The sequence below is a fragment of the Streptomyces sp. PA03-6a genome, from assembly GCF_033792765.1.
Taxonomy (GTDB): domain Bacteria; phylum Actinomycetota; class Actinomycetes; order Streptomycetales; family Streptomycetaceae; genus Actinacidiphila.
Window position 1 is genome coordinate 19854 of the sequence record NZ_JARAVK010000085.1, and the last position, 15981, is coordinate 35834.

6 protein-coding genes and 2 pseudogenes are annotated in these 15981 nt (G+C 66.6%); 6 read left to right on the forward strand and 2 right to left on the reverse strand.

Translation table 11 applies throughout. The features are described 5' to 3' along the window. Positions 1–63 precede the first annotated feature (63 nt). The 6 genes and pseudogenes from glsA to PV350_RS21220 all read left to right on the forward strand — a co-directional run. The gene (glsA, locus tag PV350_RS21195; RefSeq protein WP_500335380.1) at positions 64–1671 is read left to right on the forward strand and encodes a glutaminase A; all 1608 of its coding nucleotides are present in this window, start codon (positions 64–66) and stop codon (positions 1669–1671) included. A gap of 109 nt (positions 1672–1780) precedes the next feature. After that, the gene (gene glnII, locus PV350_RS21200; protein WP_500335382.1) at positions 1781–2800 is read left to right on the forward strand and encodes a glutamine synthetase; all 1020 of its coding nucleotides are present in this window, start codon (positions 1781–1783) and stop codon (positions 2798–2800) included. Positions 2801–3131: 331 nt separating this feature from the next. Continuing rightward, positions 3132–4058 (forward strand): alpha/beta fold hydrolase, encoded by a 927-nt coding sequence (locus tag PV350_RS21205; protein ID WP_500335383.1) that lies wholly within the window; start codon positions 3132–3134, stop codon positions 4056–4058. 884 nt (positions 4059–4942) lie between these two features. Then, a complete protein-coding gene (locus tag PV350_RS21210) occupies positions 4943–5389 on the forward strand; it encodes a PAS domain S-box protein (RefSeq protein WP_500335384.1) in 447 nt (148 codons plus the stop codon). Between the two features lie 260 nt (positions 5390–5649). Continuing rightward, a pseudogene (locus tag PV350_RS21215) lies at positions 5650–5790 on the forward strand (IS481 family transposase); the annotation flags it as partial. A gap of 2 nt (positions 5791–5792) precedes the next feature. Beyond that, positions 5793–6370 (forward strand): annotated as a pseudogene (locus tag PV350_RS21220) (IS701 family transposase); the annotation flags it as partial. Positions 6371–6656: 286 nt separating this feature from the next. Here PV350_RS21220 and PV350_RS21225 read toward each other — a convergent pair. Beyond that, positions 6657–7211: an Imm1 family immunity protein gene (locus PV350_RS21225; RefSeq protein WP_500335386.1), complete on the reverse strand. Its 555-nt coding sequence runs from the start codon at positions 7209–7211 to the stop codon at positions 6657–6659. 90 nt (positions 7212–7301) lie between these two features. Then, on the reverse strand, positions 7302–15251 hold the full coding sequence (locus PV350_RS21230; protein ID WP_500335388.1) for a polymorphic toxin-type HINT domain-containing protein: 7950 nt from the start codon (positions 15249–15251) through the stop codon (positions 7302–7304). Between the last annotated feature and the right edge of the window lie 730 nt (positions 15252–15981).

The window sequence follows — 15981 nt, forward strand, 5'->3', positions numbered from 1 at the left end:
ATGGTTCCTTTTTATCGAGAACGGATCACCGCCATGCCTGCGACGAAGAAATCGATACCCCGGGTGCGTCAACCCGATGGCGCGCAGCAGTCTCAGGAGCCCGGCGCCCCACTCGGAGAGGTCGATTTCGGCACCGGGTACTACCGCAAGCTCTTCACGTCGTTCGGTGTCGGCGAGGACGGCAGGATCGCAGTTCCGGAGCTGGTCGCACGGCTCCGGGAGTCCGGCCTCGCGGACGCCGATCCGCGGGTCGCGGAGGTGTGGGCGGCGCTGCGCCGCGGGGTCGACATCGAGGGCCGGTCCCGACTCGACCTCGACCGCTTCATCGGCCTGTGCAAGATGGGTGGTGGTGTCGTCGCGAAGGCCATCCGGGGGGACTTCGTGATCCCGGACTTCGGGAGGTTGCAGACCGAGATATCCGGGATCTACGAAAGCCTCCGGCGGGTCGACGACGGGCGTGTCGCGGACTATATTCCGCAGCTCGGCCGGGTCGATCCCGAGAAGTTCGGGATCGCGTTGTGCACGATCGACGGGCAGCGTTTCGCGGTCGGTGACGCAGACACGCTTTTCTGCGTGCAGTCGGTGTGCAAGCCGATCAACTACTGTCTGACGCTGGAGGAGCACGGCGCCGACGTGGTGCACCGGCATGTGGGCCGGGAGCCCAGTGGCCGTGGTTTCAACGAGCTCACGCTGAACAGTGACGGCCTGCCGCACAACCCGATGATCAACTCGGGTGCCATCATGTCGTGCTCGCTCATCCGTCCACAGCAGGACACGGCCGACCGTTTCGACTACGTCGCCGAGACCTGGCGCAGGCTGTCCGGCGGTGGCGCGGTCGGTTTCAATAACGCGGTCTACCTTTCCGAACGCCGCACCGCGGACCGGAACTTCGCGCTCGGTTACTTCATGCGGGAGCACGGTTCCTTCCCCGAGGGGACCGATCTGGTGGAGACGCTGGAGTTCTACTTCCAGTGCTGCTCGATCGAGGTCGACGCGCGGTCCCTGTCTGCGGTGGCGGCGTCGCTGGCCAACGGCGGGGTGAACCCGCTGACCGGAGAGCGGATCTTCTCAGCCGACACGGTACGCAAGTGCTTGTCGCTGATGTCGTCGTGCGGGATGTACGACTACTCCGGTGAGTTCGCCTTCACCATCGGGCTGCCGGCGAAGAGCGGCGTCTCGGGCGGGCTGATGATCGTCGTCCCGGGAGTCATGGGCGTCTGCGTGTGGTCCCCGCGCCTGGACCCGCTGGGCAACTCGGTGCGCGGTGTGGCGTTCTGCAAGGAACTGGTCGGACACTTCAACTTCCACGTCTACGACTCCTTCGCCGCCGGTGAGGTCTCGGGCAAGCGCGATCCGCGGCGCGGCAAGAACGAGGAGGAGATCACCTCCACCATGCGGTTGCTGTGGGCCGCCAGCCAGGGCGACCTGGACGACGTCCGGATCGCCCTGGCGACGGGCAAGGACCCCAACTCGACGGACTACGACAAGCGGACCGCGCTCCACCTGGCCGCATCCGAGGGGCACGCGGAAGTCGTCCAGTACCTCCTGGACCATGGCGCCGACCCGGGGACCGAGGACCGGTGGGGCGGCACCGCGCACTCCGACGCCCGGCGCGGCGGCCACGACCGCGTCGCCGAACTCCTGCAACCCGGCCCGACCGTCGTGGGCTAGCTCGCCACCGCCGCACCGCGCGCGGCCCGACGGCCGTGATGCGCGATTCACCGCCCACCCACGTCCTGCCGCCGGCTGACGGCAGGCCATCGACAAGGAGAAGAGACAAGTGGCTTACAAGGCCGAGTACATCTGGATCGACGGTACCGAGCCGACTGCGAAGTTGCGTTCGAAGACCAAGATCCTCGCCGATGGCGCGGAGCCGGGTATCTGGGGCTTTGACGGGTCGAGCACGAACCAGGCCGAGGGCCACAGCTCGGACCGCGTGCTCAAGCCCGTCGCCACGTACCCGGACCCGATCCGCGGCGAGGACGACCTGCTGGTGCTGTGCGAGGTCTTCAACATCGACGACACGCCGCACGAGTCCAACACCCGCGCGCTGCTGCGCCCGGTGGCCGAGCGGTTCGCGGCGCAGGAGTCGCTGTTCGGTATCGAGCAGGAGTACACCTTCTTCCAGGGTGGCCGCCCGCTCGGTTTCCCCGAGGGCGGCTACCCGGCCCCGCAGGGCGGCTACTACTGTGGTGTCGGCGCGGACGAGATCTACGGGCGTGACGTGGTCGAGGCCCACCTGGACAACTGCCTGGCCGCGGGCCTGGGCATCTCCGGCATCAACGCCGAGGTCATGCCCGGCCAGTGGGAGTTCCAGGTCGGCCCCCTCAGTCCCCTTGAGGTGGCCGACCAGCTGTGGGTCGCGCGCTGGCTGCTCTACCGCACCGCGGAGGACTTCGGGGTTTCCGTCACTTTGGACGCCAAGCCCGCCAAGGGCGACTGGAACGGCGCCGGCGCCCACACCAACTTCTCCACCAGGGCCATGCGCGAGGGCTACGACGCGATCATCGAGGCCGCGGAGTCCCTGGGGCGTGACGACAAGCCGCTGGAGCACATCCGCAACTACGGCGTCGGTGTCGAGGACCGCCTCACCGGCGCCCACGAGACCGCCCCCTGGAGCCGGTACAGCTACGGCGTCTCCGACCGCGGTGCCTCCGTCCGCATCCCCTGGCAGGTCGAGGTCGACAAGAAGGGCTACATCGAGGACCGGCGCCCCAACGCCAACGTCGACCCCTACACCGTCACCCGCCTCATCGTCGACACCTGCTGCACCGCCCTGGAGAAGGTCGACCTCGTCTGAGAACCGGCCGCCGAAGGGGTGGACCGAGGCCCCGAGTCCGCAACAGGTGCACCGGTTCGCCCCCGGCAGATCGCACCCGCTCAAGCCCGTCTGGCTGGCGGCGGGTTTCACACACTTGGAGAAGGTTCGATGCCGAAGGGCTTTGATGAGGGCGACACCTTCGTCCTCATCAGCGCGGCACCGGTCATGTGATGACGCCCGGCCCTGGCCTTCTTCGCGGCGTGGTCCGGGTGAAGAGCGTGCTGGACATCCTGCTGACGAGTTTCGTCAGCCGGGGCATCGTCAGCGTGCTGCGGGTCTCCTCAGCCACCGGGGCCCTCCATGCATTGCCATGACAAGCCTGTACACCCATGAGAGGCCGAACGTGCGACACACGACCTTCGAAGGCAACGACCGGCTCACGCCAGGCGCCCACGAACTCACCATCGACGGCGTCAGGCAGCGCTACCACGTGGCGGGCCGGGGCCCTGTGTGCCTGGTTCACCCCGGTGGACCCGGAAGCCACTGGGGCTACATGCGGATGCCCTTGGTGGAGCGCCACATGACGACCGTGTACGTTGCTCCGGTGGGCGCGGGCGAGTCCGGTGAACTGCCGGACGGGCAGTACTCCACGGCACGTTTCGCCCGCTACGTCGACGGACTGGTGAATCATCTTTTGGTCCCAGAGATCTACTTCCTGGGCCATTCCGCGGGGAGTTTCGCCGGCCTTCAGTACGAACTCGACCACCCGGGCAAGCTGGCCGGCCTCGTCCTCTACGGCGGGGCTCCCGTCTTCGGCCCGGATCTGTACACCGAGGCGGACGCCCAGATCGGCGCCTTCGAGAAGCGCCACGCAGACCAACCCGGCATGCCCGATGTGGTGGACGCCTACCGGTCGCGGTTGCGACGGGCGAACAAGGCTGAACTCATGACGTACCTGGGCAGACTGCTGCCCGCCTATTTCGCCGACTACTGGAGCCGGGAAGAGGAACTGCGGGAATGGTCGAAGGCTGTCGACATCGAGTACGCCCCCGCCGCATACCAGGAGAACTGGGACGTGCGGAACGAACTTGCCAAGGTAAGTGTTCCCACGCAGATCCTCGTCGGCCGTCATGACTGGATATGCCCGGTCCGCTGGTCCGAGGAGATGCGCGAAAAGATTCCTGGTTCACGCCTGACCGTCTTCGAACATAGTGGCCACTTCCAGCACGTGGAGGAGGCCGAGAAGTTCGCCGCCACCATAGCCGACTTCCTCGCCCACACCTCGGTGACCGGATAGTCCGGCAGCTGCCGCGCGCGGCGCGGCAGCTGAGTCTTCTCTCCACCGCCGCCGGGGGCGGCCGGCGCATCGCCTCGCTTGTCGGCATCGCCGCGTTGACCACCTGGCGTCGACGTGCTCCGGGTGCACCTCGAGGACGAACTTCCAGCCGGACGCGCGAGTGTCAGTAGGCGACGTCGCCAACCGCGGGCTATGGCAGGCGCCGCCACTACAGAACGTTTTCAACCGGTGGGCTCTACATAACGTGGAATTCGGCGGCTGCCAAATCGGACTGGGCGACATGGTCGTCCTTGGCCTGGCCGCCTCCGGCTCAGGTACCCGACCCTCTGCCCCCTTCTCAGCCGTCGGACATCACGCCTACCTGGCCTGGGTCGCTGGTGCTCACGCCTGTCCCGCCCAGGACTTGGCCTGCCACATCGTCCATATCGGCTTGGAGCAACTCTTTCTCCACCTGCCCGATATAGCCCTCGCAGTCCCCGTAGAAGACGTGGAATGGGCGCCCCCGCTGGTGGTCTGAGGGCCTGCGAGCCTGCCCGGCACTTTTACCCCCATTTACCATCTCGACAGAGGAGATTCTCCACTCTGTCTGCGGCGTGCTCGGGCGGATTCGCCGCTGCCGAACCGCAACGGCTCGCCGCCGCGCACTCCTGCGCCGGTGGCTGGGCAAGGGCGGCAGGCGCTTGGTCCCGATGCCTGCCCGGATCTTGACGACATGCCGGATGCGGAGTTGAGGTCGCGGGTACGCCGCACCGCGGAAGGACGCACGTGTCACGCGCTGACGACAACCGGGTATCTCGCCACCATACGACCCCATGACCATGACACGTGAAGACTGTATGCTGTATGCCCACAGCTCGGTGGAGAGCCCGACGGCCGGAGGCGACATGGCAGACCTGGACCCCGAGGTAGTGCTGGGCATGACGGCCCAGGCACCCGACGGCGTGGTGATCATCGACCGCGAAGGGCTCATCCGCTACTGGAACCACGGGGCGGAGCGAATTTTCGGGTTCTCCGCCGCCGAGGTCGACGGCCGCAGTCTGGACGTGATCATCCCGGAGCGGCACCAGCAGCGTCACTGGGACGGTTTCGAGAAGTCCATGGCCAGCGGGACGACCAAGTACGGGGACGACGATCTGCTGACCGTCCCCGCGGTGGGCGCCGAAGGCCGGAAGCTGTCCATCGAGTTCAGCGTGGTGCTGCTGAACGGCGCGGACGGACGGCCTGGTTACGTAGGCGCGGTCATCCGTGACGTCACCGAGCGGCGTTCCCACGAGAAGGAGCTGTACCAGCAACTGGCGGCCGCCAAGGTCGCCGCCAGAACGGCCAGCTGACCTCCGTCCCTACAGGGCGAAACTCCGGTACGGAAGATCGAATGCTGTAGGTCAATTCCGGAGTGTGACTGCTGCCCAGTGGAGACAGTGCGGGTAGGTCCGACCGTGTTCCTGAAGGCGAGTCCGGCGATCCGAGTTCGAGAGGAGATGAGACCGCCGTTTCATCCGCGGATCATCAAATTCCGCATCCTGCGGCGGTGGGTCCCGGCCCGCATCGCGCACCTACTGGGCCTGGTCCCCTCCACCGTCCACCGCGCAACATCCCCGACGGCGGTGGACACAAGACCCACGGCCGCCAAGCCGGCCGCAAGAACCGCAAGAACGCCGGCTACAGCTACATCCACACTGCCGTCGACAACCACTCCCGCCGCACCTACAGCGAGATCCTGGCCGACGAGAAGCCGTCGGCTATGTCCTCGCCGTCCCGAAGTCTCAGCACGTGCCCCGCTTCGGCCGCATCGACTACCTGTTCACGCAGGCCCAGCCAGAAGCGTGGGAGCAACGCTCATGCGGCAACGGCGCGCGCATCTACCACTGGGCAGCGGTCCAGATCCCAGCGATCGAGGACTTCGACGGCGACACACCCACACACCAGCGTTGGGCGCTGGCCCGGCGCAGCCTCACCAAGCCCGATGAGATCGCCTACTACCTCGGTCATGCCCCGGTGGGCACCGGTATCGACGAACTCGTGATGGTCGCAGGGCGCCGGTGGGCTATCGAGGAATCATTCCAGGCCGCGAAGAACGAATGTGGCCTGGACCAGTACGAGGCCCGCCGCTACACGGGCTGGTACCGGCACATCGCCCTGGCCATGCTCGCCCACGCATTTCTCGCGGCAACCGCGGCTCAAGCGGCGGCAAAGGGGGATGCAGAAACAGTTCCGGCACCCTGAAGCCCCACTCACTGTGGCAGGAGTCCGCCGACTCCTGGCAACTCATTGCCCACCCCTACCTGGCCGGCCGCTTCGCATCCACACGGTGAGCTGGTCGCAATGGCGACGCAGACACCAGGCCATCGCCCGCCACTGACTGCCACTACCGGCGACGACTCCACTCGTTGGAAGGGCAGTCCAGCAAGACTGCCCCAGACCGGCAACCCCCGCCCTACACTCCGAACGACGCCTCCCACCAGGCCAGATAGCAAAGCGCTGATGGAGTACTAGGACTGCGCATCGCCTAGACACCCTTAGCGATGCCGAGATGAGAGGGCAACCCCTTATCGGAGGGGCGAGGCCGCACCTCCTTGTTCCTTCCCTCCGAAGGTTGGATCAGAACGGGCAGTCATCATCGGAACTATCAACGATATCGATAATGGAATCCCGGTCAACGCGCTGGCCGTTGAAGTGCCCAGCGACCCACTCGACACACTCCGGCCGATCACCTGTACCAACGCGGCAGAACTCTTCTACCGCCTCACGCACCAGGCGAATCGGCAGGGCACTACTACGGTCATGGAAGAGTGGATAACCAGGATCTGAGACCAACAGAGGGTCAAAGTTTGGAGGCTCCGGGTTGTCAGAGATCCAGACCGAATCATAGATCCCACCCTTTCTGGGACTTCGCATCGTCAGCCCCCACACAAGAGCCCCAAACCCAGTCGAGGCGTTGATCGCAACCCGCAGATGATTATCCGCCACTGGATTTGTATCGGTGTGAGGCTGTTCCGACAAACAAAACCACACATTTACTCCGACGGAACCGGCCTTCTCGGCACCGCTCCCCAATTCTTCGCCGTCGAACACTCTGGCAACAAGGCGCGCAGCTTCGCCCATATTCGCACCATGGTGCCACTCACCATCGAAGTGAACGCTAAGAATTGCCATAACCCTCATCCTTTGAGATTTGCACACAGTAGCAAAAGGAGTCGGGGGCCGCCCTCGCGGACGTGCCCCCGACCTTCTTGCATCGATTCCTCAGCGACGTCCCCTCAGCGGGAACATCGTCATTGCGCCATCTGACCCACGGTAGTGGACCCTCAACTCATAGCCTTGCGGCAGAATGAGCGGAACTGCGGTTTGACAGGAGTACGGACCCGAACACGGACCGTCGCGATGGTTGATCACGATGTCCAGCGACGTCACGCCCTTCAAATCCATATACCAGGCAATCTTCGTTTCCACGTGCGTGGCAGCATCGAAAGGCCCGGATCGCGGATAGTCCGCAGCAGCACCCTGGAGAAACTCGTCGATCATATCAGTGAGATTTCCACCACCGCTTCTCATCCTGTGACCGACCGGCGTAGCCGTGCCATCTTCGGCGATGTCCACTACCTGACCCACCGTCGGATCGTGATCACCACGCACCGGCAGGCTGGCTTCGATGTCTCCAACGCCGCAGTTGTGAACGAGTACAGAGGCACCCGATGCCACGACATAGTACGTATGGACATCGGAGACGGTCAGGTTGTGGACAGTGGCGCCCTGGCTGGTCCAACGCTTGATCGCCGCGACCTGGACGTACGTGCCCGCACTGGTCTGCAGCCACTGACCGGACTTCAGGTCGGTGGCTTCAACCCACTTGCCGAGTTCAGGGACCCAGAAGGGGTGCCCGTCGGTCGCGGTGACCTGGGCCGTGCTCGAACCCGCCTTGCCGTCGACGTCAATCGTCACCTTGACCAGGTGCTTGAGGCCCTCGCCCTTGATCGCGGCACTGACCGCCTCGACCCGGGTCTCGCCCGTCCTCGGGTCGGTCACCTTGACCTTGTCACCTGGCTTGACCTGCTCGATCGGCTTGGTCGAGCCGTCGGCCATCAGAACCCTCGTACCGGGGACAAAGCTGTTGCTGACCGGGCAGGAACCGCCGTCGCCGGCCCTGCCCGAACCGCCGCTGCCGCTCGTGCCACCGTTGCTACGGGAGGAGCCGCCGGACTTGCCGCCGCCACCGCCGCCGCCGGACTTGCCGCCGCCGCCCTTGCCTCCACCGGAGTGCGAGGAGGACTTGGGTGCGGCCTTGGCCTGGGACTGCTTCTGGGCGGGGTTACCCGTCTTCCGTTTCGCGGCGGCCGCTGCGTCGGCTCTTCTCTTGGCTGCCTCGGCCGCCTTCTTCTTGGCCCTTTGCGCGGCTTCCTTCTTCGCCCTCTCGATGGCCAGCTTCTTGGCCCGTAGCGCGGCCGACTCTGCTGCCTTGGCCGCCTTGAGCACCAGCTCGGCCGCCCGCTTCGCGGCCTTGAACGCCTTGATGGCGTCGATAGTGCGGTTGACCGCCTTGATGACGGCCGGGATCTTCCCGAGCTTGGCCCACGGGATGGCGTCGACCGCGATGCTGACGCAGGACCACATGTCCCCGCCGAAGCAGGCGATGGCGTCGTTGATGCCGATGAAGTCCTTCAGCGTCTCCCACGCGACCGCCAGGATGACGGAGGTGAGTGACTTGCCCTGCATAGACTGCGCCTGCGCGACCTGCGCCGCGGACAGACCCGCGCCGGCGAGGGCCGCGGCCTTCTCCGAAGCGGTCAGGCTGATGGACAGACCCGTCGGGTCGGAGTACGTGACCGGGTTGTTCTGTGCGTACGCGTACCCGTTGGACTGCAGTGGGTCGTTCAGGTCGAGCACCGGGTCGGCGGAAAGGAAGCGTCCGACAACCGGGTCGTACAGACGGGCGCCGAGCGGCTGGTAGCCGGAGGGGTCGTCCCGGGTCTGGCCCAGGAAGCCCTTGTGGCTCTGCCGGCCCACATTGGCGGTGCCGCGCTCGTTGCCGAACGGGTCCTGCTTGCGGACGCGCACCGGCATGGATCCGTAGAGACCGACCTCGGTGTACGCGCTGCCCTGGTGGTCCGTGGTCTGTGCGACCAGGACCTCCGCGCCGGTGCCGTAGGCGTAGCGCACGACGGAACCACCGGGGGCGCCGTAGGTGCGCTCGCTCTTGACCAGGACGCCGCCCTTCTGGACGGTGACCTCGGCGTCGCCCAGATGCAGCGTGGCCTGCTTGCCCTGGATGGTGAGCAAGCGGGAACCGTCGGGGCCGTAGATATGGCGGGTGTCGTTCTGCGGCTCCCACAGCTGCGCCGCGGAGGAACCGTCACAGGTCGCCAGCACGACCGGGGTCGAGTTGGCGTTGACGGCGCCCTGGACCGCGAGGCACAGGGCGGGGTTGTTGGCCAGCATGAGCTGCCCGACGGCGTTGCGCTTCAGCTCCTGCGCGGCGGAACCGTCGCACTTGCGGACCTGGAGCGCCGATCCGGCCGACTCCGCGGTGGGCTGGAGGCACCAGGTGTCGTGCGTCGAGAGCGTGCCCCGGTTGGAGTCGGTCTGCCCCGGCGTGGGGGTGAACCTGAAGTTCTGCGCCCCCGACAGGTTGCACGAGTAGAGCTGGATCACCTGGTTGGCCGACGGAACCCCGCCCTTGAGGTCGAGGCACTTCTGCCCCAGGCCCACGTACGGGGTCTTGCCGCCACTGCCCTGGCCGGTGATCCGGTCGACCTGACCGTCGTAGGTCCAGGTCAGCTCCTGCTTGTCGCCGTTCTGGATCGAGGTGACGGACTTGGTCTCACCGGTCAGCTCGTACAGACGTGTGGCCTCGGCCGTGACCTGCGCGCCCGCGGGGGTCTTGTAGGTCTTCGACACCTTGGTCAACGTGTGCGGCTGGTCCTTGGCGGCGTTCTTCCCATACGCGTACGTGGAGACCGCGTTCTTGGTGGTGTCGCCGGCGAGGTCGTTCTCGGTCAGCTTGGTGCGGTTGCCGAGCAGGTCGTACTCGTACTCCTGCCAGTAGCCGGAGGCGTCCGCGCCCGCGGCGACCCGGAGCGTGCCGTCCGCGTTCTTGTTCAGCGAGCCGTCGGGGTTCCTCGGGTTGACGCAGGCCGTCTGGTCCTTCGCGGTCCAGGCCGACTTCAGCTGGCCCATCGGGTCGTAGACGAAGCACTGGCGCTCCGCGATCCCGTCGGACTTCTCCTGGATCGAGGTGACGTTGCCTGCCGGGTCGTAGGTGTACGCCCGGTTGGACACCAGGTTGTCGCCGACGACGCTCTTGTCGTCCGTCTTCTCGCGGTAGACCGACTGCTCGGTGAGCTCGCCGCTGCCCTCGTCGTAGGCGTTCTGCGCCCACACGCGGTACGGCTGGGCACCGAGCGTGGAGCGGAGCACCTGGCCGTAGGCGTCGTAGGCGGTCTCGGAGCCGTACCAGTCCTTGCCGGAGATCGAGAGCGGATTGCCGTCCTTGTTGTAGCGGACGACCAGTTTCTCCGCCTCGAAGTTGCCCACCGCCGGAACGGTGGACTCGTCCAGCATGCCGTTGTCGTTGTACGTGTAGTCGTACCTGTATTCCTTCTTCAGACCCCAGGTGTCGACGATGGACTGCGGCAGGGACAGCGTGGTCGAGGTCGGCTGGTAGTCCTTGGTGTAGCCGTTGACCGTCTGCGTGTACGCGAGGCCGTCGGTGTACCGGGTGGCGGTGGCGGGCATGCCCTTGCCGCCCGTGGCGGAGTCGTAGGTGAACTCCGAGAGCAGGGTGCCGGCGGCGTCGTTCAGACGCTGCTGCTTGGGCCGCGAGAGCTCGTCGTAGCTGTTCCACACCTTGACGCCGCGGTCGTTCGTGGTCGTCTGCGGCCGGCCGAAGGCGTCGTACGTCGTACGGGTCGTCCCCGAGTCGGGGTCGGTCGCCGTCTCCACCTGGCCGATGTGGTTGTACGTCCACGACCACGGGTGCGTGGTGTCCGCCGAGGCGGTCGCCGTCTTGACCTGGCCGCGAGCGTCGTACTTGTAGTCAGTCGAGGTGAACCCGCCCGGGGCCTCCGGGTTGAAGGTGTCCGTCCGGACGGTGCGGCCGAGCGCGTCGGTCCACACGCGGTAGGTCGAGTCGCCCTCCGGCTGGATGACCTTCGACCAGTCCTCACCGTACTCGTAGCGGACGGCCCGGTCCTCGTACGCCTTGGAGAAGGACTCCTTGGTCTCCGAGTCGACCCACTTGAGGTACGGCGTCTCCTTCAGCACGCGGCCGAGGCCGTCGTAGGTGTAGCGCGTGATGTTGGGGACGGCCGTGTCGGCGAGCGGGCTGAACAGCTCGCCCGGCTTCGCCTCGTCGGTCAGGTAGGCGTTGTTGGTCTGGTAGACCTCACCTGAGTTGTTGTACAGCGTGTCGGTGATCAGCCAGCCGGCGTCGTTGTCGGCCTCTTCCTGCGTCTGCCGCTCGCGGCCGAGACCGTCGTAGAGGGTGACGGAGGTCTCGATCCGGTCCTCGTAGCCACGCGCGTACGTGGTGACGTACGGAGGCTTGCGGATCTTGATGTTGGCGTCGGTGGGGTCGGTCTCCTCCGCCGGGATCGTGTAGACCGCGCGGAAGTCCGCCACGCCGTTGCCGGGGGTACGTCCCGGCGCCCAGGCCTCGGCGAGCCGGCCCAGTGGGTCGTACACGGCCTCGCTGACCTGGAGGTTGGCGTCGGTCGTCTTGACGGTGACCGAGCGGCCCGGCTCCAGCTCCTGGATCTGGCTGTGTCCGAGGACGTTGGTCGTGGTGACCTTGAAGACCTGGCCCGTGGCCGGTCCTATGGACTCGTAGGTGATCGTGGCGGACTTCGGGGTCTGCTGGGTCAGCTGATCCGCCGGGGTCTGCTTGACCACGCGTCCGACCGAGTCGAACTCCGTCTTACCGGTGGTCTGGAAACCGGTGCCGGCGCCGTTGAGCGTCCACGACTCGCTGGCCAGGCCACGGGTGGCGGAACCGAGCTCCGTGCCGTAGGACGTGCCGTCGTACGCGGTGCGCTGGCCGCCGCTGAGCGTCGACAGGTCCGACCAGTCGGCGTTGGCGCAGGTCGTCGGCGAGACCAGGACCTGCTTGGACAGACCGATGAGGTTCTTGTCGGTCCGGTGCAGGTACTCCATCTTGGTGCACGACTCGTCACCGGTCTTGTCGGCGGCGGTGTCGCCCAGGGACTCCACCAGGGTCGGCAGCCCGTAGGTGGAGTCGTACGTCGTGGTCGTCTTGACCGTGCGCAGGGTGCGCGGGTCGTCGGTGTTGGTGCCGGACGACTTGGTGTACGCGATCTCCTCGGGCTCCGTGACGCGCCAGGCCCGCAGCGGGCTCAGGCCGTCGTCACGGTCGCGCTTGGCGAGCTGGGTGGCCTCGGGCTTGGTGACGGAACGGGACAGCCAGTCGGAGTCGGCCTTGGTGGAGTCGGTGTACGTGATCTCCTCGGCGATCCGGCCGGCGAACGGCTCCTCGTCCTTGGCGATCTCGGCGCCGGTGATGTCCTTGACGGACACGTCGTCGCCGAGGCCCCGGAAGAAGCGGGTGACGGACTTGGAGCGCTGGTCGGCGGTGTCCGGGGTGTCCTCGACGACCGGACCCGTCAGGACCGTGGTCTGCTCGACGCCCGCGAACTGCGAGTAGGTGCGCTGGGACTTCTTGGTGAACTCGGCCTCGGCGAGCTTCCAGGCCGGGTTCTTGTACCGGTACTCCGTCCTGGTGGTGAAGTTGCCGTCGATGTTGGGCAGTTCCTCGACGGTGTCCACGACGTACTTGTGGAACCAGTCGACGTCCTCGACCTCGGGGTCGGGGTTCCAGAACGAGGGGAAGCAGAGCCGGTCGTTCACCTTGAGCTGGGCCTGCAGCCGGGCCATGGCCGTGGCCCTGTCCTCGCCGGGCCGCTGGTCGAGCACGGGAAGGTCGCCGCTGAGGCAGTCACCCTCGATCGGCTTGTACGTGACGATGGTCTCGCCGCCGTACTCGTTGACGACGCGGCCGATGCGCAGCCGGGAGAAGCCGGGCCGCGACGGGTGGACCTTCTTGACGCGGTTCGGCATGTCCTCGGCGTTGGGCTCGAACCGTACCGTGTTGAGCTGCACGCTCGCGTCGGTGGTGCCCTTGCGGGCGTAGCCGGTGCGCTGGACGGACTCCAGCCACAGGGCCGTGTTCGGGCCGGTCACCAGCCTGGCGAAACTCTGCTTGAGCTGGTACTCGTCGACGACCTGGCGGGCGACGGTGTCGGTGCGCCGCTGGGCCGAGGTCGTGATCTTGTCGAGGCGCTTGCGGGTCCAGAAGGACGGACCGGCGTTCCAGCACTTCTTGCCGTCATCGCAGCGCAGGTCGACCGGGGTGTCGAACCAGGGCCGGTAGTTGCGCGGGTCCTTGGAGATGAAGTTGTCGTTGGAGCAGGTGACGTCGTCGACGGTGTAGCAGCGCTCCGCCACCTTGAAGCCGACCCGGGCCGGTGCCTCCGCCGTGAAGATGGTGTTGCTGCGCTGGCCGTAGTCGATGTGGTCGAGCCAGCCGTCGCGGTCGTAGGGGACCGGGGCCTTGAAGTTGAAGTTGCGGGCGTAGTAGTTCGGGGCGTCCTTCTTCCACCACAGCGACATGGCGTTGCCGTGGACGTCCTCGATGTAGTCGAGGCCCCAGCGCCAGCCCTGCGTGCACCAGGAGTTCGTCCAGTCGGTGGTCGTGGGGCCCTTGTAGCAGTCCTCGTCCGAGTGGTTGCCGTAGACCGGGACCGTGAGCACCGAGTCGGTGGTCGGGTCGTCGGCGGCGGTGCCGTGGTCCGACCAGCCGGGGAGCTTGTTCTTGCCGAAGTGGTACTTCGTGCCGTCCTTGGTGGTGACGACCCAGTACTCACCGTCCTTGGCGCCGTTGCCGGTGTCCTCGTTCTTGACCAGCTGGATGGTGGAGCCGTCGCCGTTGGCGGTGAACCACTTGCCCTTGGTGTTGTCCCAGACCAGCTCGGTGGTCATGCCGCCGAGGGAGAGGGTGGCGTTCTCCGAGCCCCAGCACAGGTCCGCGGTGCGGTGGGTGGCGTTGTTGGAGCCGGCCTTCTTGGAGTCCTGGCGGCAGTTGGCGTAGGTGCGGGTGATGGACCCCGCGTTGTAGTCCCAGCCGTCGCCGATCCAGGAGGCCTGGTTGTTCGTCGAGGAGGTGCGGCCGTCGACGGACTGCGAGGAGTACGCCAGGTTGACCTTCGGCATCAGGCCGCCGGCGGTCTCCGGGACCTGGACGTCGTACGAGTAGGTGAAGGCGCCCGAAGAGGAGCCCGACGACCAGGAGCCGGAGGACAGCAGCGGCGAGGCCGTGAAGTCACCGGTCGCCGACGAGCCGGTGTCGAGACCACCGATGGCGGCGCCGCCGCCCGCGGAGACCGCGGGCTGGACGCCCTCCCGGTAGGACGCCTTGGTCGCCCCGGAGGGGACGAAGCCCTCGTCGAGGAGGCTGGAGACCGGGACGGTGCCGCTGATGATCTTGTGGGTGGGGACGTACTTCGCCGTCTTGGCGTTGGTCGGCGCGTCCTTGGCGGCCACGGCCGTCACCGTGCTGCGCAGCCGCTGGAAGTTCTTCTTGCCGTTCTTGACGTTCTTGTCCCCGTCGGAGAGGGACATCGTGCTCGTACCGCCGCCCTCGGCGCAGTCGCCCGCATTCGGGTCGGAGTAGACGCACTCGGGGAGCAGCATCAGACCGAAGCGCTCGACGGCCTGCGGTCCGTAGAGGTCGGCGAAGCCCGCGGTGTCGATGCTGATCGCCACTTCGGCGGCCGGGTCGACGGTTGCCGGAGGGGTGAGCTTCATGATGATGCCGGAGACGCCCGCGGTCTGCGAGGTCGTCTGCGGGGCGACGCCCACGGTCCATTCACCGGCGAGGGCGGCAGGGTCGCCGCCCTCGGGGACGCCGATGGCGACGGGCAGGTCGTCGACGGGCTTGGTGGTGCCGGGTTCGCTGGTCGCGTCGAGCGTGGCCGGACGGGTCCCGGAGGTCCACGGCGCGGTGGCGGTGGGGGTGTACGAGGTGACCGGGTTCTCGGGTGCGAGGGTCAGGGTCTTGTCGGCCAGTTCGTCGCCCTCGACCTCGGTGGCCTCCGGCAGCTCCGGGAGGTCGACCTCGGCGATCGACTTCTCGCGGTTCATGCCGGGGCCGGGAACGGCGAGCGCCTCGCTGCCCAGGCTGGTCATCGTCAGTGTCGAGGACAACAGGAGGACGACCCCCGTGCGGCTTCGCCGCCGGCGCCATCGTTGTGACTCCGTCATGGCTGGGCGTCCCCGCCCCAGCCATGACAGCCGACCTGAAACACGCATGCGCGTCGACTCCCACCCTGGCAACTCAAACAACGGACGAGGTGCGGAAACACCAAAGGGCACACCCCTGGCTCAGGCGCATGCGTGTGGCACCTTCTGTCATGTCCGCCGCACATGCAAGATCGCCACGGAGTGCCAAAAGCCCGCGAAAGTGATCTGCAACACGGTGCGTAACGGATCAGACCGCTCCAGTAACGGCCAATCAGAAGGATGGCGGAAACCCAATGATCACCGCCAATGCGGTCGCATAAATGCCGCAAACCACACTCAGTTAATGGCCGGTCAAGTCCGCTCCATGCCTATGTAACGGATCCATAAAATCTTCACCCGTGGACGTAAATACTTCACATGTGTGATCGTGTGCCCGCCTTCTGCCCCGCGGCCTGCCGACCGGGGCTGTCTGTGCTGTCCTCAATCCGCTTGGTTCCCACGGGAGTAGACCGCCGTGACCGCGCCGCCTCGCTTTCTCAGCCCATTCGTGCGCACGCGCACACGGCTGTCCCTGACCCTCGGCCTCGTGCTGGCCGCCCTGACCGCCGCCCTGCTGCCGTGGTGGCAGCCCGCTGGCTCCTCCCCGGCCACCGCCGGCCGCGGCACCGCCCACGCC

Coding starts and splice junctions, on each gene's coding strand:
- PV350_RS21230 (WP_500335388.1), bottom strand. CDS start 15,251: ATGACCAGCCTGGGCAGCGAGGCGCTCGCCGTTCCCGGCCCCGGCATG.
- PV350_RS21210 (WP_500335384.1), top strand. CDS start 4,943: ATGGCAGACCTGGACCCCGAGGTAGTGCTGGGCATGACGGCCCAGGCA.
- PV350_RS21225 (WP_500335386.1), bottom strand. CDS start 7,211: ATGGCAATTCTTAGCGTTCACTTCGATGGTGAGTGGCACCATGGTGCG.
- PV350_RS21205 (WP_500335383.1), top strand. CDS start 3,132: ATGACAAGCCTGTACACCCATGAGAGGCCGAACGTGCGACACACGACC.